The following is a 22,913-nucleotide window of genomic DNA, read 5'->3' on the forward strand; positions in this document are numbered from 1 at the left end:
TGATCCGATAAGGAATTGAGAACTAACGAAAAAAGGCATCGTTGCGGCGAAATGATGACGAAGATGACGGACAAGTTAACGCAGGGGCATTCCGGTCAGGCCGGAATGCGCACCACCACCTCGATCTCGCCACGATCGCGCATGGCAAAAGACGCATCCTTGCCCTTCACGCCATCGACATCGGCCTTCGCAGCCTTAGTGGTTTTGTCTCTCACCACCCGCAACCTATAGACAGCTCCACCCAAGCGCAGGGTCGCAGCGTAACCTTCCCAATGCTTCGGAATGGCCGGAGAAACCACAAGTCGGTCGCCGCGCCGGCTGATGCCGAGGATGCTCTCGACCGCCGCACGATAGAGCCAGCCGGCCGAACCTGTGTACCAGGTCCAGCCACCGCGCCCTGCCTTGGATGCGTCGGCATAGACATCGGCCGCCACGACATAGGGTTCGACCCGGTAGGTCTCCGCCGAATGCTCGTCGAGCGCATGGTTGACCGGGTTGAGCATGGAGAAGCAGCGGTAGGCCTCGTCGACCTGCCCCATTTCCGCCAGCGCGATGACAAACCACGTCGCCGCATGGGTGTACTGGCCACCGTTCTCGCGCACGCCTGGCGGATAGGATTTGATGTAGCCGGGTTCCTTCTCCGTCTCGGAGAACGGCGGCGTGAACAGCCTGATGAGCTGCATCTCGTCATCGACCAGCATCTTGGTCGCCTGTGCCATGGCGGTGCGCGAACGGGCAGGATCGCCCTCGCCCGAAATCACGCTCCACGACTGGGCGATCGAATCGATCTTGCATTCGTCGGAATTGCGCGAGCCGAGCGGCGTGCCATCGTCGAAACTGCCGCGACGATACCACTCGCCGTCCCAGGCGGCATTCTCCAGCGCCCGCTTCAGGGCATTGGCATGCTTGTCCCAGGCATTGGCACGCTTGGAGTCGCCCTCTGCCTTGGCCAGGGGCGCAAACTCGCCAAGCGTCTTCAGCAGGAACCAGCCGAGCCAGACGCTGTCGCCCTTGCCCTCCTCGCCGACGCGGTTCATGCCGTCGTTCCAGTCGCCACCGAGGATCAGCGGCAGGCCGTTCTTGGCGGTCCGCTTGACGGCGAGGTCGAGCGCGCGGGCGCAATGCTCGTAGAGCGAAGCCTTCTTCTTCGACGCCTCGGGCGTGAAGAAGACGTCATGCTCACCCGGGTTGAGCTGTTGTCCTTCGATGAAGGGCAATTGCTCGGCCAGGATCGCGGCGTCGCCGGTCACGGTGACATAGCGTGCCGTGGCGCTGGCCAGCCAGACGACGTCGTCGGAGATCATCGTGCGCACGCCGGCACCGGTGCGCGGCAGCCACCAGTGCTGCACGTCGCCTTCGGCAAATTGCCGGCCTGCCGCATTCAGGATCTGTGCACGAGCCAGGCTTGCGTCATGCATCAGCAGCGCAAGCGTGTCCTGCAGCTGGTCGCGGAAGCCAAACGCACCGCTCGCCTGGTAGAAGGCCGAGCGCGCGCGGATGCGGCAAGCAAGGCTTTGATAGGGCAGCCAGTGGTTGACCATCGCGTCGAGCGCCTTGTCCGGCGTGTCGACTTCGATCGTGCCGAGGAACGAGCGCCAGTCATCCGCATTGTCGGCAAGCCGCTTGTCGAAATCGACCTTGAGATGACGGGCCACAAGTGCGCTCGCCTCTTCGTCGGAGCCGGCATCGCCGAGCAACCACAACAACGACACAGAGCCGCCAGCCGGCACCTCGACGTCCCGCGCAATCGCGGCACAAGGATCGACGCCGGCTTCCACGCGGCCGGTCAGTTCCACACCGAGCGTCACCGCGCGCGGCGCCTCGACCGTTCCTCCCGTGCCAATGAACTCGAGACGATCGGCGGTGACCGAACCGGCCTTGCCGTCCATCACCATGAAGGCGACGCGCTCGCCGAAATCGAGACCATAGGTGTTGCGCGCCAACAGTGCGCCGGTCGCCGGATCGAGCGAGGGAACGATGTTCGGCGCGGTCTTGGCCCGCCCGGTGCCGAGCACCCACTCGGCATAGGCATAGACCCTGAGCTTGGCCGCCACGGCGCCGGAATTCTCGATGCGCAGTCGCGAGACACGGACAGGATCCGCCGGGTCTACAAGGTGGGTCAACTCGGTCGTCAGCGTGCCGCGCTTGGAGCGGAAGGTCGAGAAACCCTGGCCGTGACGCGCCTCGTAGGAAGCGCTCGCATCACGGGCGACAGCGGCAATCGGCGAGTAGGTCCTGCCGCTGGTGCGGTCGAAGACGTAGATCGCCTCGCCCGGCCGGTTGGTGACCGGGTCGTTCGACCACGGCGTCAGCTGGTAGTCGCGGCTGTTGCGGCTCCAGGTGAAGGACGCGCCTTCGGCCGAACTGTGGAAGCCGAAGCCGGCATTGGCAACGACGTTGATCCAGGGCTGCGGCGTGGCACGCATGCCATTGAGGCGCACGACATAGTCGCGGCCGCCAGCGTCGAAACCGCCAAATCCGTTCCAGTGGGAAAGTCCGTCCCCGGCAGCCTTGCGAGCGTTTCGCGAAGGCAAAGCTGCCGTTGCCGTCGATTCCTGGCGGTCCGTTGCCTGAGCCGTCGCCAGCGCGTCACGCGCCTGAAAAGCGGCGGCCTCGGCGCGCTCGATCTGGTCGAAGATGGTGCCATTGCGGGTGTGCAGGCAGACCCGCGCGACAGCGAGCAGCGTGCGATAGGACGCTTCGTCCATCAGGTCGCGACGCACGGCGAAGATGTGCTGGCGCGGGCCGAGTTCCTTGCCGCGTAGCCGGCTGTTCTCGCAAAGATGCTCGATGGCCTGCTGCAGATCCTGCACGTAGGACGAAGCCTGCTCGTTGACGATGACGAGATCGGCGACCAGGCCGCGAGCCCGCATGTACTCCTGGAATCTCAGCGCCTGGGCGACGATCTCGATATCGGCAATGTCGCCGATCCGGATCGCCAAGATCGGGAAATCGCCGGAAATCGCCATCGGCCACAGCGCCGACTGCCGGCCGAGGCCGGAGGCGATCGCGTCCGCCGAAAGACGCAGGAACGGATCGGGATAGATCAGATAGCGCGCCAGCTTCTGCACATTGGCGGCATCGGCGAGATTGAGGCCGAGGTGGCGTGTCTGAACCTGCGAACGCGTCCAGGACAGCATGGCCTGGCGCGGGAAACCCTCGGGATGGTCGAGCCGGGCTACCGTCTCCTCGACTTCCTCGCGGGTCGAACCGACGACGGTCCAGAACGTCAGCGAGACCTTTTTGTTGGCCGGCACGCGGACGCGGCGGCGAAGTGCCGCTACAGGGTCGAGGGTGAAGCCGGCACTGCCAGAAAGCTTGGCGCCCGCGTCGAAGGCTGCCGGATCGGCGATGGTACGGCCACGGCCGATGAAGGCGCGGCGGTCGGTCTCGGCCTCGGTATCGCGTGCAAAGCCAGACTGATCGGTGACGAAGTGCGCGGCCACGACCGAGGGCTCATTGGCGGCCCGCTTCTGCCGGGTCGCCAGGATCGCGCTGCCGTTGTGGGTGATCTCGGTTTCGACGAACATCTTCGAGAACGCCGGGTGGGCGTTGTCGTTGGCCTCGGGTGCAAGCACCAGCTCGGCAAAAGACGTCACCTCGATGTGACGATCGACGGCGGCATCGTTCCAGATGACGATGCGACGGGCCTCACCATTGCCTTCGGAAACGACGATGCACTCGACCTCGCTGCGCAGCGTGCCGACAGTCTTGATGAAGCTCGCCTTATCGTCACAGAACAGCGTCTGGGTCTGCTCGCCGGTGGCGCGCTTGGGTTCGGCGGTCGCCGACCACCAGTCACCGGTATCGGTGTCGCGCAGGAACAAATAGGTGCCCAGCCGATCCTCGGTCGGGTCCGGCTGCCAGCGCGTGATCGCCATGTCGTTCCAGCGGCTGTAGCCGGAACCGGTGGCGGACACCATCACCGAATAGCGGCCGTTCGACATCAGGTTGGTCGACCGCAGGGCCCGCATCGGATTGAGCACCAAGCGCGTGTCTGCGCTGTGGTCGGTGGTCTCGTCCTTGGTGTGCTCGGCAACCTCCGTGCGAACGGTTGCCACCGGAATGTCGCGCGGCGCCTTCTCCTGCAACAGAAGCTCGGCAGCCTCGATCACCTGGTCGCTGTGGAACCGGTCGCGCATCCGGCCTTCGAAGATGGCGTTGGCAATCGATACGATCGACATGCCCTGGTGGTGGGCCATGTAGTTGTAGACGATGGCATGATCGGCGCCTTCCGGCACGCGCTGCGGCGTGTAGTCGACCGCGTCGTAGTAGCCGTAGCGACCGAGCGCCCCGATCTTGCGCAACCGCCGCAGGTTCGCAGTCGCCTCGCTCGGCATGAACTGGGCCGCCAGCACGGTCGCATAGGGCGCAATCACCGTATTCTGGCCAAGGCCGCGCTTGAGGCCGAGGCCCGGCACGCCGAAATTGGTGTACTGGTAGGTCAGTTCGCGGTCGCGGCCATTGTAGGCGGCTTCCGAAATGCCCCACGGAATACCCTTCGAGCGGCCATACTGGATCTGCCGGCGGATGATGAGCTTGTTGGTCTGATTGAGAATGCCGCCCTGCGGCTCCTTCATGACCAGGGGCGGCATCAGGTATTCGAACATCGAGCCCGACCACGACATCAGGGCACCCTGGAAACCGATCTCGACGATCGGCCGGCCGAGCCGGAACCAGTGCTCGGTCGGAATATCGCCCTTGGCGATGCCGAACAGGCTGGTCAGACGCGCCTCGGAAGCCAAAAGGTCATAACAGCTTTCGTCGAGTTGATGTTCCTCGACTCGATAGCCGATGGACAGCAGCTTGCGCTCATTGCGCATCAGGAACGAGAAATTCATCTCGAAAGCGAACTTGCGGGTGCGCTCGCGCAGTTCCATCAGCTTGGCCCGCAGAGCGGCAACAGCCTGGTCGTCGCTGTGCGCGTCATGGACATGCGCCTCGCACGTCACCTCGAGCGTCCGCGCCCAATCGGACAGGACTTCGCTCTTGGTCGATACCGCCTCGGTGTGGATGGCACCCGCCAGCTTGCGGATCTCGCCCGACAAGACCGCCAGATTGATGGTGCGGATCGAGGCCATTTCGGGCTGCGACTTGATCGTCTCCACTGCGCGGCGCATGCCGTCGATGCGGTCGATGAGCCGCTGGCGCAGCGGCCTCAACTGCCGGCGATCGTCCGGCAGGTCGGCTACGCTTTCCTCGATGATCGAGACTATATCGAGAATGCCTTCGAAATCGCCCTGCAGATGGACCGAGGGCGCCTCCGCCCATTCAGAGCAGGCCGTCGCGACCGCCACGAGGTGGCCGGCGAGATTGCCGCTGTCGACGCTCGAGACATAAAGCGGATAGAGCGGACGCAGATTGGTGGTGTCGTACCAGTTGTAGAGATGCCCCCTGTAGCGCTCCATCTTCTCTATGGTCGAAACCGTGGCGTCGATGCGCGCAACCGCATCCGCAAGGCTGATCCAGCCGAAATCCCGGGCGGAGACGACCGACAGCAGATAGACGCCGATATTGGTCGGCGACGTACGTGTGGCGATGACGCCAGTCGGGTTTTCCTGGAAATTGTCCGGCGGCAGGTGGTTTTGCTCCGGCGTCACGAACGTTTCAAAGTAGTGCCAGGTGCGGCGGGCCACGGTGCGCAGCGTATGCACATCCCAGGGCATGACGTGCAGCCGGTCCTCGGTCTCGGCCGAGCGGCTGATCAGCCACGCAAAGGCGGGCGAGCCGGCCCAGAAGACGGCGAATGCGAAAGCAACGAACGCGCCGGTCGAATCCGCGAAAACCGGCACTGCCAGGCCGATGACGGCAATGATCACCGCGCCGTACATCATCCGGTAGTAAGCTGCGAGGTCGTTGCCGCCTGATTTGTGCGCCTGCGAGGCGGTGCGCCACTCCAGCAGGTCCTTGCGGCTGACGAACAGGCGGTAGAGCGTGCGGACGATGGCGTCGCCCATCATCCAGGCGAGATGCGCCATGAGCACGATCTTCAACGCCACCATCGCCGTGCCGAATGCCAGGTCGCGGCCAAGCGCGCTGAAATGGCCTCGCGGCGTGGCGTCGCGGTTCTTGGGCAGGATGGCGTCGATGATGTCGAAGGTCGGCGCCATGAACAGGCTGAGGATCAACAGCGCCTGCCATTGCGCCGCCTGGGTGAAGGGCAGCAACGTCCAGCCGGCAATCGCCGCCAAGACCCAAAAGATGGGGGTCAGCGAGCGCCTGAGATTGTCGACCATCTTCCAGCGCGACAGCGCCGGAACGCCGGATTTCGGATCGAAGATGAAGCCGAGCAGCTGCCAGTCGCCACGCGCCCAGCGGTGCTGGCGCGAGGCGTCGACCGAATAACGGGTCGGGTAGTCTTCGACGACCTCGACATCGGTGACGAGCGCCGAGCGCGCGAGCGCACCTTCGAGCAGATCGTGGCTGAGCACGGTGTTTTCGGCGATACGGCCCTTGAGCGCAGCCTCTATAGCGTCGACATGATACAGCCCCTTGCCGGTGAAGGTGCCTTCGCCGAACACGTCCTGATAGAGATCGGAAACGGCAAAGACGTAAGGGTCGAGGCCGCGGTGGGCCGAGAAGACGCGCTGGAAGAAAGAGGCTTCATCGCCCGTCGTCAGTGACGGCGTCACGCGCGGCTGCAAGATTGCATAACCAGCCGTCACCAGGCGCTTTTCGGTGTCGAACTCCGGCCGGTTGAGCGGGTGGCACATCTTGCCCACCAGCTTGGTGACCACGCCGCGCGTCATGCGCGTATCGGCGTCGAGCGTCATGACGTGAACGATGTTGTCGGGCAGCGCCACGTCCGTCGGCATGAAGGTGGTGTCGCCGTCGCCGCGCAGCAAAAGGTTCAGTTCGTGCAGCTTGCCGCGCTTGCGCTCCCAGCCCATCCAGCAGCCTTGCGCCGGATTGTAGAGTCGGCGGCGGTGCAGCAGATAGAACCGCGGCGCGCCCTCGCTCGGATAGCGCTGGTTGAGCTTGGCGATCTCGCGGCGGGCGTAATCGTAGATTTCGCGGTCGCCGGCCGAAATCTCGGCCTGGCTGTCGGGCCAGTCGGAGAGCACGGCGAAATGGAGTTCACCCGACATGTTGGCGAGATAATGCACCTCGATGTTGCGGATGTTTTCCTCGACATCGTCGCGCGAGCCGATCAGCGACGGCACCACCACGAGCGTTCGGGCTTCAGCCGGCACGCCGTGCTTGAACTCGTAGCCGATGAGCCGGGTCGGCTCCAGGAACTTGAGCACGATGGTGTTGAAGAAAGCGAGTGCGCCTTCACTTGCCGGAACAGCAAACAGCGTCAGCATCAGCGCGATCGCTGCCGTCGGCAGGCCAAGGGCCGCGAGCGCGTTGCCGGCGAGCAAAAGCAGGACCACGGTCAGCGCAAAGACCGGAAGGGCTATGCCGAGCCAGTTGGTCTTGCGGAAGGCACGATTGATGACGCGGCCGATCGTCGGGCGATAGCCGATCGCCTGCTCCAATTCCTGCCGGCGCGGGCCGACAAGGAAGAAACCGACGTCCGAACATTCCTTCTGCAGATCGTCCCGATCCGCAAGCGGTGCAGGCTTTTCCGTGTGCGCGAAATCGGTCGCACGCTCGGCGACCTGAAATTCGGAAAGCTTGGAGTGGCGGGCCAGATCCTCGATCGCGGTGCGATACTGGTCGCGCGAGGCGAAATCGAGCGCTGCAAAATTGGTGCGCTCGCGCAGCAGCGTGTCGACGCGGCTGACATCCTCGAACCAGACAGTCCAGTCCTGGTCGTTGATGAGGCGAAGGCCACGGATGATGTTGCCGGTGGTGACGTTGCCGCTCGAGAGCGTGTGGTGCTCGCCGATGATGATCTCTTCGGCGTCGCTACCAGACTTCTCAAGCTCGTTTTCGAGCCAAATCAATGCTTTGCCGGCATTTTGCGAGCCATCGCGCAATCGATAGAGCAGTTGTGTCGCAAAGGTCGTGTCACGGGCATGCGCCGCATAGGCCCTGAGCAAGGCCAGGCCGTCATCCTGTTCCTGCACACCTTGCAGGCGGTCGGCGACGTCGTTGGCAATCGCTCGCATCTCGCGGGCGCGATTGACCCGCACGGCGATGCGGCGAAGGTTCTCGACCAGCACGAAGCGCAGGAGTGACGGCAGCGCCCAGAGTTCGCCGATGTGCAGCGGCTCGACGGACTGGTAGCCCTCGACTATCGACTTGAACATCTGCGCCGACACGGTGCTGTCGGAGTGGGCGACGTAGATCCAGGCGATGGCGAGCGCGCGCGGGACCTGCTGTCCTTCGCCGAGTTCGATGGTCGGCAGTTCGCGGTAGAAGCGGCGTGGCAGGTCGCGTTTGACCTGATAGATCGTCTCCTCGACAAGATAGTTATTGTCGAGCAGCCATTGCGCGGCGGGCGTGATCGGCTCGCCCCTGCCCTGCGCGGCGTTGGTGTCGCGATAGACCTGGAGAATCTTCTTGGCGCTCTCGCGAATGCGGGCGTGGAAGTCGAACGCTTCGAGACCGGCATAGGAGCGCAACTCCTTGCGGGCCAGACTTTCGCCCGTCGCCCTGAGCCGGTCCTCATGGAGCACCGTGGCCCTTATCGGCTGTTCTGCCACAGCCGGAAAACTAGGCACTACATCTTTGATCCGGCGCGGGTCGGTCTGAATATTCATCTACAGCATTTCCGTCTGACAGAAAGTCCGCCACGCCTTTCGGCGCCGCGGACCTGTCGCATAAACCGTTTCAAACAAGAATTGGTTGCATGGCAACACAACAGGTCGATTGATCGCTCTTGCACCGCGATTGAGTGAAAATATGGCGCCGTCATCACCCACGTCGCCAGGCGCCTCATAGCAGTGCCGGGTAGAGACCGGAACGGAAGGATTCAGGCTTTTTCGTGTTCGATGCTCGAATTTGGCCATATTTCAGGCAGTGCCCGTCAAAGGAACTCGCTTTGGCAATTGCGAGGCACGAATCGCCTTGCTCCGCGCCCGGATCCTTCTTGTGCCGGACGAATTTCCGCCCGCCAAGTCGTCGGGCGAAGGTCATCCGCCGCGCGGCAATACGGTGTAGACCCTGACGACAAAGGCGTGGAATTCGGCCATGTAATTCCTGAGGAATTCGGCGGTATCCTCATTTGTCACCTCGCCTTCATCGGTGATCAGCCCCGGCTTGAACTGGATGTAGGCTTCCGGCGCATTCATTTGCGGCGAATTGCAAAAGCTCAGCACGCTGCGCAGGCTTTGTTGCGCGACCGCCGTGCCGATCGCACCCGGCGACGTTCCGATGACGGCCGAAGGCTTGCGGGTGAACGAATTGGTGCCATAGGGCCGGCTCGCCCAGTCGATGGCGTTCTTCAGGCCGCCGGGGATGGACCGGTTGTATTCGGGCGTAACGAACAGGATGGCGTCGACACCAGCAAGCGCCTGCTTGAAGGCGCGGGCGGGCGGCGGAAAATCGGCGTCATAGTCGTAGCTGTAGAGCGGCAGGTCCCGAAACGAGATTTCCTCCATTTCGAGATGCTTGGGTGCGAGCCTGACAAGCGCCTTGGCGAGCTTGCGGTTGATCGAGCCTGCGGCAAGGCTGCCTATGAAATAACCGACCTTGTAGGTGTCCATGGCACATTCTCCATTTCGCCGTGCGATAGCGGTCGCCGACCTGACCTACCCACCCCGATGGGATAGTTTGCCAGTTCCGGCCGGATGTCACGACGATTTTGGAGATTGCGCGCTTATTGGCGGCGAATGGAGACGAGCAGGAGCGATACCGCTTCGCTAGGCTCTATTTCCAGCACAACTGGGCCAGCTTCGGTATGCAGCGTGTCCAGCGCGGCGATTTTCTCATTGCCGATACGCGCCGAGCCCGAGGCGAAGAAGGCCAGGCTGGTCCCCTCACCCACGCCAATCCTGGTCGGCTCTGAAAATTCCAGCCGCTGAACCGAGTGGCTGATGCGGCCCCGCCGGGTCATGACGTTGAAATCGAGAACCGGGCCGTCGATGAGCTTCGCCTCGGTGCTGACATCGCCCGGGAAAATGTAAGGCTCTGACCGTGGAGAAAGTGCCACCGGCGCCGCATCGCCCGCCGCGAGTTCCATGCTGCCGGCCAGGACCGTCAGCGTCCGGTCGATGCCGGCAAAGACGGAAAACGGTCCGCCGCTTGCGACTTGCGCCATCGAGATGCGCCAGTCGAAGTCGTCGAGCCCGGCCGCGGGCGGCCAGGCCATGATTTCGGTCGTCACGCCGCCGCCGTTCTTCCACGGCATGGGTCGGCAGTCGGCGTGGCGAATGATACGCATGGTCAGCCCAGAATGCCCGGCAGGTTGAGGCCCTTGTCCCTGGCGCAGTCGAGGGCGATGTCGTAGCCGGCATCAGCGTGGCGCATGACGCCGGTCGCGGGGTCGTTCCACAGCACGCGCTCCAGGCGGCGTGCTGCGTCCTCGGTGCCGTCGGCACAGATGACCACGCCCGAATGCTGCGAGAAGCCCATGCCGACGCCGCCGCCATGGTGCAGCGACACCCAGGTGGCGCCGGAGGCGGTGTTGAGCAGCGCGTTGAGCAGCGGCCAGTCGGACACAGCATCCGATCCGTCCTTCATCGCCTCGGTCTCGCGGTTCGGCGACGCGACCGAGCCCGAGTCCAGGTGATCGCGGCCAATGACGACAGGCGCCTTGAGCTCGCCCTTGGCGACCATCTCGTTGAAGGCGAGGCCGAGGCGGTGGCGGTCACCGAGGCCGACCCAGCAGATGCGCGCCGGCAGACCCTGGAAATGGATGCGCTTGGCGGCCATGTCGAGCCAGTTGTGCAGGTGCGTGTTGCCGGGGGTGAGTTCCTTCACCTTGGCGTCGGTCTTGTAGATATCCTCCGGGTCGCCAGACAGCGCCGCCCAGCGGAACGGGCCGATGCCGCGGCAGAACAGCGGACGGATATAGGCCGGGACGAAACCGGGGAAGTCGAACGCGTTCTCCACGCCCTCTTCCAGCGCCATCTGGCGGATGTTGTTGCCATAGTCGACGGTCGGAATGCCCATCTTGTGGAAGTCAAGCATCGCCTTGACGTGCACGGCCATTGAGGCGCGCGCGGCTTTCGCCACCGCCTGGGGATCCCGCTCGCGCTTGTCTTCCCATTCGGCGACCGTCCAGCCTTGGGGCAGGTAACCGTTGACGGGGTCATGCGCCGAGGTCTGGTCGGTCACCGCGTCGGGCTTGACGCCACGCTTGACGAGTTCGGGGAAGACGTCGGCGGCATTGCCGAGCAGGGCGACGGAAATCGCCTTCTTTTCCTTGCTTGCCTTGTCGATGATGGCCAAAGCGTCGTCGAGGTCCTTGGCCTGGACGTCGACATAGCCGGTCTTCAGCCGCATCTCGATGCGGCTCGGCTGACATTCGACGGCAAGACAGGAGGCTCCAGCCATGGTGGCGGCCAGCGGCTGCGCGCCGCCCATGCCGCCGAGGCCGGCCGTCAGGATCCATCGGCCAGCCAAGTTGCCGCCAAAATGCTGGCGGCCCATCTCGACGAAGGTCTCGTAGGTGCCCTGAACGATGCCCTGGCTGCCGATATAGATCCACGAGCCGGCAGTCATCTGGCCGTACATCATCAGGCCCTTCTTATCGAGGGCGTTGAAATGATCCCAGTTGGCCCAGTGCGGCACCAGGTTGGAGTTGGCGAGCAGGACGCGCGGCGCATCCTTGTGGGTGCGGAACACGCCGACCGGCTTGCCCGACTGGATGAGCAGCGTCTCGTCCGCCTCGAGCTTGCGCAAGGCGGCTACGATGCGGTCGAAGCTCTCCCAATCGCGCGCGGCGCGGCCGATGCCGCCATAGACCACGAGTTCGCTCGGCTTTTCGGCGACCATCGGGTCGAGATTGTTCATCAGCATGCGCAGCGGCGCTTCGGTGAGCCAGCTCTTTGCGGTGAGTTCCGTGCCGGTGGCGGCGCGGATGACGCGGTCATTGTCGATGCGGGAATGTTGGGTCATGCGTAAGCCTCCTAGGAGTGTCGGCTGCCCGCCCAAGCGAGCGCGGTTTCGAAAATCTTGGTAAGCATCGCACGCATCGGCGCGGCGAAGGCGGGGTCGTAGCGGCTCGGCCAGTTGGACGGTTCGATCTTTCCTTCCGGCTCAAGCATGTAGCCGCGGCAGGAAAGCTCCATCTGCAGAGCATGGACACCCTGCTCCGGGCGACCGTGGTGGCGGGTGATCCAGCCGCCCTTGAAACGGCCATTGACGACAGAAGGCCGGCCCGTCGCCGCCATCAGCGCAGCAACCTGTTCCTGCAAGGCGGGGTCGGCGCTGTTGCCGGAATTGGTGCCGAGATTGAACAGCGGCAGTTTGCCCTCGAAGAGCCTGGGAATGACCGAGCGGATCGAATGGCAATCGTAAAGCACCACGTGGGGGTGCATCGCCCGCAGGCGGGCGATCTCGGTTTCCAGAGCCGCATGGTATGGTTCGAAATAAGCCGCGCGGCGCCGGGCCACCTCGTCGGCATCGGGCTCCTGCCCATCCCTGTACAATGCCTCGCCGTCAAAAGTCGTGGTCGGGCAAAGCTCCGTGGTCGCCTGGCCGGGATAAAGTGAGGCCCCCGAGGGATCGCGGTTGACGTCGATGATCGAGCGCGAAACCGAGGTGCGGACGACGGTCGCGCCCAGATCACCGGCAAAGTCGTAAAGCTGCTCGATCCACCAGTCGGTGTCACGCCGGGCCAGCCAGGGCGAAACGAAGCCGTCGTCGCGCCCAGCAAGATCGGTACCGGTGTGGGGGATACTGACAAGCAGCGGGGCGTCGCCCCGCTGGACCGTCAGCCAGGACCTATCGCTCATGCCTGAGCCCCCGAAATCTGCGGCAAGGAAACGGCGCCAGCCGCTTCGACGATCGCCCCGTTGCGGACCAAAGCGATGGCCTTTTCCATGTCGGGATGGAAATGGCGGTCGTCATCGAGATGCGGCACCTGCGCCCGGACCAGCTTGCGCACCGCTTCGAGCGCCCCACTCGATGCCAGCGGGGCATGGAAATCGCAGCCTTGGGCAGCAGCCAGCAGTTCGATGCCGATAACGCCATTGGCGTTTTCGATCATCGACAGCAGCCGGCGCGCGCCGTGGGCAGCCATCGAGACATGATCTTCCTGGTTGGCGGAAGTCGGGATGGAATCGACGGATGCCGGGTAGGCCCTCTGCTTGTTCTCGGAAACCAGTGCTGCAGCCGTGACCTGCGGGATCATGAAACCGGAATTGAGGCCCGGCTTCGGCGTCAGGAAAGCCGGCATGCCGGACAATGCGGGGTCGACCAGCATGGCGATGCGGCGCTCGGACAGCGAGCCGATCTCGCAAACCGCGAGCGCGATCATGTCGGCAGCAAAGGCAACCGGCTCGGCGTGGAAATTGCCGCCGGAAAGAGCCGTATCGTCCTCTGTGAAGATCAGCGGGTTGTCAGTGACACCATTGGCCTCGGTGCCAAGCGTGTCGGCCGCCTGGCGCAGCAAGGTCAGGGCTGCGCCCATCACCTGCGGCTGGCAGCGCAGGCAATACGGGTCCTGGACACGTTCGTCGCCGACACGGTGGCTCTCGCGGATGGCGCTGCCGGCCATCAGGTTGCGCAGCGCATCCGCCGTTTCCATCTGGCCGCGATGCTTACGCAGCAGGTGGATGCGCGGATCGAACGGCGCGTCCGAGCCCTTGGCCGCGTCCGTCGACAGCGCGCCGGTGACAAGCGCCGACTTGTACAGAACCTCGGCATCGAACAGGGCCGCAAGCGCATAGGCGGTCGAAAACTGGGTACCGTTGAGCAGCGCCAGGCCTTCCTTGGCGCCGAGGGTGATCTGCTCGAGTTCGTGGGTGACGAAGGCGACCTTGGCCGGCACGATGCCATGCGGCGTATGGCAATCACCCACACCGATCATCGTCGCGGTCATGTGCGACAGCGGCGCCAGATCGCCCGATGCGCCGACCGAGCCTTGCGCCGGCACGACCGGAATGACACCCTTGGCAAGCATGGCCTGCAGCAGATCGATGGTCTGTTCGCGCACGCCGGAGGCACCCTGTGCCAGGCTTGCAAGCTTCAGAGCCATCATCAGGCGCGTCACCGCGACCGGCATGGCCTCGCCGACGCCCGCGGCATGGGAAAGCACGATGTTGCGCTGCAGGGTTTCCAGGTCGTCCGCCGGGATGCGGACGCTGGCCAGCTTACCGAAGCCGGTGTTGATACCGTAGACCGGCTCACCCTTGGCGACGATCCTTGCCACCGTTTCGGCGCTGGCCCTGATCCTGGGGCGGCAGGCCGGGTCGAGTTCGGGCACGGCGCCACGATAAATGGCGCGCCAATCGGCCAGCGTTGCGTTACCGGGCTTCAGAACGAGCGTAGTCATTTACCTCTCCAGATACGGGCATGGAGCGGATTGAACCCCATGCGATAGACAAGTTCGGCCGGGCTTTCGATGTCCCAGATGGCAAGGTCGGCCCATTTGCCGGCTTCGAGCGTGCCGGTCTCGGCCTGCAGGCCGAGCGCACGCGCGGCTTCGCGGGTGACTCCGGCGATGCATTCGTCGACGGTCATGGCAAACAGGGTGGCGGCCATGTTCATGGTCAGAAGCAGCGAGGTCAGCGGCGAGGTGCCGGGATTGTTGTCGGTGGCGACGGCCATCTTGACGCCGTGCTTGCGGAACAGGTCGAGCGGCGGCTTTTTGGTCTCGCGGATGAAATAGTAGGCGCCCGGCAGGACAACCGCGACCGTGCCGGCCTTGGCCATCGCGGCAGCGCCAGCCTCGTCGGTATACTCAAGATGGTCGGCCGACAGCGCGCCGTAGCTGGCGGCAAGTGCGGCGCCGCCGAGATTGGACAACTGGTCGGCATGGAGCTTAACCGGCAGGCCGCGCTCTGTAGCCGCATCGAAAACACGTGCCATCTGATCGGGCGAGAAGGCGATGCCCTCGCAGAAGCCGTCGACTGCGTCGGCAAGGCCTTCATCAGCTATTTTCGCCAGCATCGGACCGGCGACGAGATCGATATAGGCATCCTTATCGCCGTTGGCTTCCGGCGGCAGCGCATGGGCGCCGAGGAAAGTCGTGCGCACTGTCACAGGCCGCCGCCCGGCCAGTTGCCGCGCTGCGCGCAGCGACTTGCCTTCATTGTCGAGGTCGAGCCCGTAGCCCGACTTGATCTCGACGGTCGTCACGCCTTCGGCGATCAGCGCATCGAGGCGCGGCAAGGTCTGCGCCACGAGGTCTGCCTCGCTCGCCGCACGCAACGACTTGACCGACGAGACGATGCCGCCCCCTGCCCGCGCCACCTCTTCATAGGTGGCACCGGCCAGGCGCATCTCGAACTCGTTGGCGCGATTTCCGGCGTGGACAAGATGGGTGTGGCAGTCGATCAGGCCCGGCGTGATCCAGCGACCACGGCAATCCAGAACCTCGGCACCCGACAGCAGCTCGGCCGGCATGTCAGCCTCAACACCGGCATAGACGATGCGGCCGTCTCGTGCTGCGACCGCGCCCGCATCGACAGTGCCAAGGCCGGCCGTGCCCGCAGCCAGCGTCGCCAGCCGCGCATTGCGCCAAACCCTTGCCGATCCTGTCGATTGCGCTCCAGCCATGATCTTTTTCGTTTCCTCCACTTTCAATTATGTATATACATATCTAAGCACGATGCAAGTGCTATCGTGCGGTTCGCGACAGTGGTGAGGAGATTATGGTGGCAACAATCTTTGCGGAACAGGCGCTTCTGGCCGATGGCTGGCAACGAGATGTGAGGCTGACGCTGGCCGGCGGACGCATCGATCAGGTGGAAGCCGGAGCCGTCACCGCCTCGAACGACGAGCGCCACGCCATCGTGCTGCCGGGCATGCCAAACCTGCACAGTCACGCCTTCCAGCGCGGCATGGCCGGCCTCGCCGAAATCCGCGGCCCGTCGTCCGACAGCTTCTGGTCGTGGCGCGAGGTGATGTACCGTTTCGCCCTGTCGATGACGCCGGACCAGGTCGAGGCGGTGGCGGCGCAGCTTTATGTCGAAATGCTGGAGGCGGGATTTTCGCGCGTCGGCGAGTTCCACTATCTCCACCACGACCGCGACGGCAGCCCCTACGCCAACATCGCCGAGATGGCCGAACGCATCGCGTCAGCTTCGGTCGACACCGGCATCGGGCTCACCCTTCTACCGGTTTTCTACGCCCACTCCGGTTTCGGCGGCACTCCGGCAAATGAAGGTCAGCGGCGATTCATCAACGATACGAATCGCTTCGCACAGCTTTTTGAGAAGTGCGGCGAAGCGGTTGCCGGCATCGACGGCGCAGTGCTCGGACTTGCGCCGCACAGCCTACGCGCGGCGACCCCGGATGAATTGCCGGTTGTCACGGCCATGACCACCGGGCCGATCCACATCCACATCGCCGAACAGGTGAAAGAAGTCGAAGACTGCGTCGCCTGGTCAGGGGCCCGGCCCGTCGAGTGGCTGTTGCGCAACGCTGATGTCGACAGGCGCTGGTGCCTGATCCACGCCACGCACATGACCGAGGCCGAAACGATCGCCATGGCTCGGTCGGGAGCGGTCGCCGGCCTGTGCCCGATCACCGAGGCCAATCTCGGCGACGGCGTCTTTTCTGCGCCGCTGTTCGTCGAACACGGCGGCAGATACGGCGTCGGCTCGGATTCGAATGTTGAGATCGGCGTCGGCGGCGAACTCCGCATGCTCGAATATTCGCAGCGGCTGGCGCACCGCGCCCGCAATGTGCTTGCGACATCAGGCCAATCGACCGGCCGCGCACTTTTCGACCGGGCACTCGAAGGCGGAGCACAAGCGCTCGGCGCAGGGAACGCCGCAATTGCCGCGGGAGCGCCGGCCGATTTCATCTCGCTCGACGCAGGCCCCCCCACCCTCGCAGGGAAAACCGGCGACGCCATTCTCGACGCCTGGATATTCGCGCGTGGCGGCAAGGTCGATTGTGCCTGGGTCCGGGGACGCAAAGTCGTGTCGGGCGGCCAACATTTCCGCCGCGATGCTATTGCGGCGCGGTTCCGGAGCGTGATGATGCAGCTGACGGCGGCGTAAAGGCGAGGAAATCCTGGTGCCTGATTCGATAGCGGACCTAGTTGAAGCGCCGGAGAGCGGCGATGCATCGACATCGCTCTACCAGCGCATCCTCAACGACATCCGCGACCGCATCGTTTCGGGCGAATGGGAGCCGGGGTACCGCATCCCCTTCGAACACGAACTGACCGAAGAGTATGGCTGTTCGCGCATGACCGTGAACAAGGCGCTGTCGCAACTCGCCAAAGCCGGGCTGATCGAACGGCGTCGGCGCTCCGGCAGCTTCGTGCGCAGGCCGCAGTCGCAGGCAGCCGTGCTCGAAATCCACGACATCCGTATCGAGGTCGAAGCGCTTGGCCTGCCCTACCGCTACGAACTGATCTCGCAGCTCAAGCGGCGTGCAGGCGCGGCTGACCGTGACAGGCTGGGGGCCGGCGTTTCGGGCCAGCTTCTGGCGTTGAAATGCCGCCACTATGCCGGTGCGCGGCCGTTTTGCACGGAAGACCGGCTGATCAATCTCGCTGCCGTGCCCGAGGCTGCGGACGAGGAGTTCCTTGAAACTGCCCCCGGCCCCTGGCTGATCGGACAAGTGCCCTGGAGTGCGGCAGAACACGTCATCCGCGCGGCGGCGGCCGATGCCGAGATTGCCGTGGACCTTTGCCTTGCCGCCGGGGCGCCCTGCCTGGTCATCGAAAGGCGGACATGGAGCGCCGAGCGCCCGGTCACGCATGTGCGCTTCACCTATCCGGCGAATGCCCATGCGGTGGTCGCCCGCTTCACGCCATCCGACAGCTAGCCAATAAGCAAAAACGCCGCGCATCCCGGGGACGCGCGGCGTTTCGTTGGACTTGAAGCCGAAGGCTATCGTCAGGCAGCAGCCGTGACGATGATCTCGACCTTGTATTCCGGACCGGCGAGCTTGGCTTCACCGGTTGCACGTGCAGGCGTGTTACCCTGAGGCACCCAGCCATCCCAGACCGAGTTCATTTCGGCGAAGGTCGACATGTCGTCGAGCCAGATGATCGCCTGCAGGATCTTGGTCTTGTCGGTGCCGGCCTTGGCCAGCAGGGCGTCGATCTCGGCCAGGATGGCCTTGGTCTGCGCGGCAACGCTTTCGCCCGCGGCGCCAACCTGGCCAGCCAGGTAAACGGTGTTGTTGTGGATGACGATCTGGCTCATGCGAGGGCCGACATCGATACGACGAACGCTCATGGTGGTCTCCTTCCGTTATAGGTGGCGCCTTCTTAGATTTTGCTGCCCCATCGGCGCAAGGCCGCAATGGTCAAATTCCGTGGGCCAGTCCTGTCAGTTGCGGCCCTATGGGGAAAATGCACCGCTTTGTCGCACCGCGTCGTTGACTAATGTAATAACATCACATATCCAGAGTTCGAACGAGCGGCCGCCTGTGGACAGACCGATGACCGACGCCTGCCTGACATTCAAGGACCTGACGCTGGGCTACAGCAGCCATCCAGCGGTCCACCATCTCAACGGCTCGATCAAGGCCGGTTCGTTGACGGCGGTCGTCGGCGCCAATGGCTCGGGCAAATCCACCCTGATGAAGGGCATCGTCGGCGTGTTGAAGCCGATGGCCGGCTCCTGCACCGTCGCTCCGGGAAAACGCATCGCCTATCTGCCGCAGCAGTCGGAACTCGACCGCAGCTTTCCCGCCCGCGTCATCGATCTCGTTTCGCTCGGCCTGTGGCCAAGGCGGGGCCTGCTCGGCCGCTACACCAAAGAGGATCGCGAGGCCGTCAGCCACGCATTGATGGCCGTCGGGCTGGAGGGCTTCGAGAAGCGCTCAATCGACACGCTTTCGGGCGGCCAGCTGCAGCGTGCGCTGTTTGCCCGCGTGCTGGTCCAGGACGCCGACATCATCCTGCTCGACGAGCCGTTCAACGCGGTCGACGCCAAGACGGTCGGCGACCTCATCCGGCTGATCAAGCGCTGGCACGGCGAAAACCGCACGGTGATGGTGGTCGCCCACGATCTCGAGCTGGTGCGCGCCCATTTTCCCAACACCCTGCTGCTCGCACGCCAGCCTGTTGCCTGGGGCGAAACCATCGAGACGCTGCGCCCGGAAAACCTCCTGAGAGCCCGTCGCTTCGACGAAGCCTGGCATGACGATGCGCCATGGTGCGAACCGGAACCAGGCCATGTCCATGCGCACAGCCATGACGATCATCACCATCATGAGCACGGCGAGGTCCACGGCCATCCCGACCACGAATCCGGCCCGCGGGCAGCTTGAACATGTATGATTTCCTGATCGCTCCGTTCGTCGAATTCGGCTTCATGCAGCGCGCGCTTGCCGGCTCGCTGATGTTGGCCCTGGGTGCCTGCCCGGTCGGCGTGTTCCTGATGCTGAGGCGCATGAGCCTGACCGGCGACGCCATGGCGCATGCCATCCTGCCGGGCGCTGCCGCCGGCTTCCTGCTCTACGGCCTGCAGATCGTGCCGATGACCATCGGTGGGCTGATTGCCGGCGTCATCGTGGCGCTCGGCGCGGGCGCGGTCTCGCGTTTCACAGTCCAGCGCGAAGACGCCTCGATGGCGGCGTTCTACCTGATTTCGCTGGCGCTGGGCGTGCTCATCGTGTCGCTGCGTGGATCGAGCGTCGATCTGATGCATGTGCTGTTCGGCACCGTGCTGGCGTTGAACGACGACGCGCTGACGCTGATCGCGCTGATTTCAGGATTCACGCTGCTGACGCTTGCCATCTTCTGGCGCGCACTGGTCGCCGAATGCCTCGACCCACTGTTCCTGCGCTCGGTCAGCCGGCTCGGCACGCCGGTGCATTTCATCTTCCTCGGCCTTGTCGTGCTCAATCTCGTCGGCGGCTTCCAGGCGCTTGGCACCCTGCTCTCCGTCGGCCTGATGATGCTGCCGGCTGCGGCTGCCCGGTTCTGGACGGCACGGGTCGAGCCGATGTGCGCGCTGGCCTTCGGTTTTGGCGCGATTTCCTGTGTTGCCGGGCTGCTGGTGTCCTATCACGCCTCCCTCCCCTCCGGCCCGGCGATCATTCTTTCGGCAGGGGCGATCTATCTCGCTTCCATTCTTTTAGGTACGCGCGGCGTCTTCAACACCAAGCTTCGCCGCCACCGCCACCGCACCGCCTGATCCGCTTCAACATGGAGAGACATATGCTCAGGACAATTGGCTTCGCCTCGCTTATGAGCGTTATAACATTAACCTCGCTCGGAACGACTTCAGCCTCTGCCGAACCGCTCAAGGTCGTGGCAAGCTTCTCGATCATCGGCGACTTTGCCCGGAATGTCGGCGGCGACCGCATCGAACTGACCACGCTGGTCGGACCGGACGGCGACGCCCATGTCTACGAGCCCTCGCCCGCCGACGCGGTGACCATGTCCAAGGCCAATGTCGTCCTGGTCAACGGCCTGCAGTTCGAAGGCTTCCTGCAGCGCCTAGTCGAGGCCAGCGCCACCAAGGCTTCGGTGGTCGAACTGACCAAGGGTGTCGAGCCCATCAAGATGAAGGAAGGGCATGAGCACGCTGCCGAGGCAGGCAGCGACGATCACAACCACGGCGACCTCGATCCGCACGCCTTCCAGTCGATCGCCAACGCCAGGATCTATGTGAAGAATATCGCCGACGCCTTCTGCGCTGCCGACGCCAGCGGCTGCAATAGCTACAAGGCAAACGCCGAAGTCTACACCGCCAAACTCGACGCGGCCGATGCCGAGGTCAAGGTGGCGGTGGCGGCAATCCCCGAGGACAAGCGCATCGTCATCACCTCGCACGATGCCTTCGGCTATTTCGAGAACGCCTACGGCCTGACCTTCCTGGCGCCGGAGGGCATTTCGACCGAAGCCGAGGCCTCGGCGGCCGATGTCGCGGCGCTGATCTCGCAGGTGCACGGCGACAAGGCATCGGCGATCTTTCTGGAAAACATCACAAATCCGCGCCTGATCGAGCAGATCTCCTCGGAAACCGGCGTCAAAGTCGGTGGCACGCTCTATTCCGACGCGCTGTCCAAGGCCGACGGCCCGGCCGCGACCTACATCGACATGATGAAGGCCAACATCGCCACCATCAAGGGCGCCATCCTCGGCAGCTAACCGGATATCGCCAAGCGGCCAGCAGGCCGCCTTTTGGCCCGACAATCCGATCCGACCAACCAGCCGGCATGAGGCGGGGCCCAAAACCTCGCTTTTTTCTCAAACCTTGTCCGTTATGTAATAACATCTTACGAGGAATATATGAAACATCTGCTCGCCACCACGTCTGCGCTTGCCGTTCTGCTCGGTTTCGCCGCTGCTTCTGCCTTCGCGGAGGAACAAACCGCATGGCGGCTGTTCGTTTCCGATCACGCCCAACCCGTCGTCCACGCCATCGACATGGAGACCGGCCAGAAGATCGACACGTTCAACGTCAAGGCGCCGACCAGCCTCTATCGCTCCAGTAGCGGCCGCACCGTCTTTGCCGTGCAGGGCAAGGGCGATGTGATCTCGGTGCTTTTGAGCGGCATTTCGTTCGGCGACCATGGCGATCACGGCGACATCAGTATCGAGGCGCCAAGGCTTCTCGACGTCAGCTTCGAGGGCAAGAAGCCGTCCCATTTCGTCGACCATGGGGGCGACATCGCCCTGTTCTTCGACGGAGAAGGAAAGACGCGGGTCACACGTGAGGCTGATATTCTCGAGGGCAAGCCGGCCATTCGCGAAGTGACCACCGACGCGCCGCATCACGGCGTGGCCATCGCCCTGGGCGACCACGTGCTTGTGTCGGAGCCGAACCTTGCGAAGCCCGATGAACTGCCCATTGGCATTCGCGTGGTCGACCGTTCGGGAGCGTCCGTCGGCGGCCTGCACGATTGCCCGGACCTGCATGGCGAGGCGTCATCGGGCAACCTTGTTGCGGTTGCCTGCGCCAAAGGCCTACTCATCACCTCAGCAGGCAGCGGCACCCCGAAGGTCAATCTGCTGCCCTACGCCGATCTTCCCGAAGGCAAATCGACGACGCTGGTGGGCGGTCGCGGCCTGCAATACTTCCTCGGCAATTATGGCCCCAGCGCCGTCGTCCTGATCGATCCGAAGTCCGAAGACGCCTTCAGGCTGATCGAACTGCCGACACGCCGCGTGCATTTCACCGTCGATCCGGTGCGGGCGAAGTTCGCCTATGTCTTCACCGAAGACGGCCAATTGCACCGGATCGACGTGGTGGCGGGCAAGGTGGATGCCTCGCTCAAGCTGACCGAGCCCTACAGCATGGACGGCCACTGGAGCGACCCGCGTCCGCGCATCGCCGTCGCCGGCGATCGCATCGTGGTCTCGGACCCGCTGAAAGGCGTCCTGCATACCGTCGATGCCACGACCTTTACGCCGACTGAGGAGATTTCCGTCGAAGGCAAGCCGTTCAACCTCGTTGCCGTCGGCGGATCCGGAGAAGCCCATTGAAATGAGGCGGAGCCGGGTCACACCGGCTCCGCCTACCTGCATCTGCTACCAGCAGATGGTTGCCCCGCGGCGCCAGCAGTGGCAAGACTGGCGCCGACCGGCTGCGACTGCGGCCCACGAACCCTTGCGAGGACGAACATGGAAATTCGCCAGATCACCGACGATTACTCGGTTTCCGGCCAGATCACGCCGGACGAAGTTGCCGCCGTCAAGGCCGCAGGCTTTAAGAGCGTGATCTGCAACCGGCCCGACGACGAGCAGCCCGGCCAGCCTTCCGCAGGCAGCGTCAAGGCAGCAGTCGAGGCAGCCGGCCTTGCTTTCCGCCACATCCCCGTCATCAGCGGCCAGATGACCGGCGACAATGTTGCCGACATGGCCGATGCGCTCGACGAGATGGAAGGTCCGGTCTTCGCCTATTGCCGCTCGGGCGCCCGCTGCACCAACCTCTACATGGCAATCCAGCAGAGCAAGGGTTGATTGGAGCGGCAGCGGACGCGCTTCGATTTGC

The 22,913-nt window shown here is 64.0% G+C and carries 15 protein-coding genes; 7 read left to right on the forward strand and 8 right to left on the reverse strand.

The window, feature by feature from the left end; translation table 11 throughout:
• Positions 1-95: 95 nt before the first annotated feature.
• The 7 genes from O1Y97_RS19235 to hutI all read right to left on the reverse strand — a co-directional run bounded on the left by O1Y97_RS19235 (position 96) and on the right by hutI (position 15,558).
• Entirely contained in the window at positions 96-8,651 is an 8,556-nt protein-coding gene (locus O1Y97_RS19235) for a GH36-type glycosyl hydrolase domain-containing protein (RefSeq protein WP_318762043.1), read from the reverse strand.
• 372 nt (positions 8,652-9,023) lie between these two features.
• On the reverse strand, positions 9,024-9,596 hold the full coding sequence (locus O1Y97_RS19240) for an NADPH-dependent FMN reductase (RefSeq protein WP_108608587.1): 573 nt from the start codon (positions 9,594-9,596) through the stop codon (positions 9,024-9,026).
• Between the two features lie 113 nt (positions 9,597-9,709).
• Positions 9,710-10,273: a HutD/Ves family protein gene (locus O1Y97_RS19245; RefSeq protein ID WP_318762044.1), complete on the reverse strand. Its 564-nt coding sequence runs from the start codon at positions 10,271-10,273 to the stop codon at positions 9,710-9,712.
• Positions 10,274-10,275: 2 nt separating this feature from the next.
• Positions 10,276-11,952 carry a urocanate hydratase gene (hutU, locus tag O1Y97_RS19250; RefSeq protein WP_318762045.1) on the reverse strand — a complete coding sequence of 559 codons (1,677 nt, stop codon included), beginning with the start codon at positions 11,950-11,952 and terminating at the stop codon, positions 10,276-10,278.
• Positions 11,953-11,963: 11 nt separating this feature from the next.
• Positions 11,964-12,791 carry an N-formylglutamate deformylase gene (gene hutG / locus O1Y97_RS19255; protein WP_318762046.1) on the reverse strand — a complete coding sequence of 276 codons (828 nt, stop codon included), beginning with the start codon at positions 12,789-12,791 and terminating at the stop codon, positions 11,964-11,966.
• Positions 12,788-14,332, reverse strand: coding sequence for a histidine ammonia-lyase (hutH, locus tag O1Y97_RS19260; RefSeq protein WP_318762047.1), 1,545 nt, complete (start codon positions 14,330-14,332; stop codon positions 12,788-12,790). Before hutH ends, hutG begins: the two co-directional genes overlap by 4 nt.
• On the reverse strand, positions 14,329-15,558 hold the full coding sequence (gene hutI / locus O1Y97_RS19265; RefSeq protein WP_318762048.1) for an imidazolonepropionase: 1,230 nt from the start codon (positions 15,556-15,558) through the stop codon (positions 14,329-14,331). The genes hutH and hutI overlap by 4 nt, the downstream gene beginning before the upstream one ends.
• Positions 15,559-15,656: 98 nt before the next feature.
• Between hutI and O1Y97_RS19270 the strand changes: the two genes are divergently transcribed.
• Both O1Y97_RS19270 and hutC read left to right on the forward strand, forming a co-directional pair.
• Positions 15,657-17,009, forward strand: a complete 1,353-nt coding sequence (locus O1Y97_RS19270; protein WP_318762049.1) for a formimidoylglutamate deiminase — start codon at positions 15,657-15,659, stop codon at positions 17,007-17,009.
• A 16-nt stretch (positions 17,010-17,025) separates the two neighbouring features.
• A complete protein-coding gene (gene hutC, locus O1Y97_RS19275; RefSeq protein WP_318762050.1) occupies positions 17,026-17,784 on the forward strand; it encodes a histidine utilization repressor in 759 nt (252 codons plus the stop codon).
• Between the two features lie 71 nt (positions 17,785-17,855).
• On the opposite strand, the gene O1Y97_RS19280 is transcribed toward hutC, so the two are convergent.
• The gene (locus tag O1Y97_RS19280) at positions 17,856-18,200 is read right to left on the reverse strand and encodes a RidA family protein (RefSeq protein WP_318762051.1); all 345 of its coding nucleotides are present in this window, start codon (positions 18,198-18,200) and stop codon (positions 17,856-17,858) included.
• A gap of 205 nt (positions 18,201-18,405) precedes the next feature.
• Here O1Y97_RS19280 and aztA point away from each other — a divergent pair, with 205 nt between their 5' ends.
• The 5 genes from aztA to O1Y97_RS19305 all read left to right on the forward strand — a co-directional run bounded on the left by aztA (position 18,406) and on the right by O1Y97_RS19305 (position 22,882).
• The gene (aztA, locus tag O1Y97_RS19285) at positions 18,406-19,239 is read left to right on the forward strand and encodes a zinc ABC transporter ATP-binding protein AztA (RefSeq protein WP_318762052.1); all 834 of its coding nucleotides are present in this window, start codon (positions 18,406-18,408) and stop codon (positions 19,237-19,239) included.
• 2 nt (positions 19,240-19,241) lie between these two features.
• The gene (gene aztB / locus O1Y97_RS19290) at positions 19,242-20,108 is read left to right on the forward strand and encodes a zinc ABC transporter permease AztB (RefSeq protein ID WP_318762053.1); all 867 of its coding nucleotides are present in this window, start codon (positions 19,242-19,244) and stop codon (positions 20,106-20,108) included.
• A gap of 23 nt (positions 20,109-20,131) precedes the next feature.
• Positions 20,132-21,067, forward strand: coding sequence for a zinc ABC transporter substrate-binding protein AztC (gene aztC, locus O1Y97_RS19295; protein WP_318762054.1), 936 nt, complete (start codon positions 20,132-20,134; stop codon positions 21,065-21,067).
• 141 nt (positions 21,068-21,208) lie between these two features.
• Entirely contained in the window at positions 21,209-22,405 is a 1,197-nt protein-coding gene (gene aztD, locus O1Y97_RS19300) for a zinc metallochaperone AztD (RefSeq protein WP_318762055.1), read from the forward strand.
• 138 nt (positions 22,406-22,543) lie between these two features.
• Entirely contained in the window at positions 22,544-22,882 is a 339-nt protein-coding gene (locus O1Y97_RS19305) for a TIGR01244 family sulfur transferase (RefSeq protein ID WP_108608596.1), read from the forward strand.
• Positions 22,883-22,913: the final 31 nt, after the last annotated feature.

Origin of the sequence: Aminobacter niigataensis (assembly GCF_946995915.1) — a bacterium.
In the GTDB taxonomy this organism is placed as follows: Bacteria; Pseudomonadota; Alphaproteobacteria; order Rhizobiales; family Rhizobiaceae; genus Aminobacter; species Aminobacter niigataensis.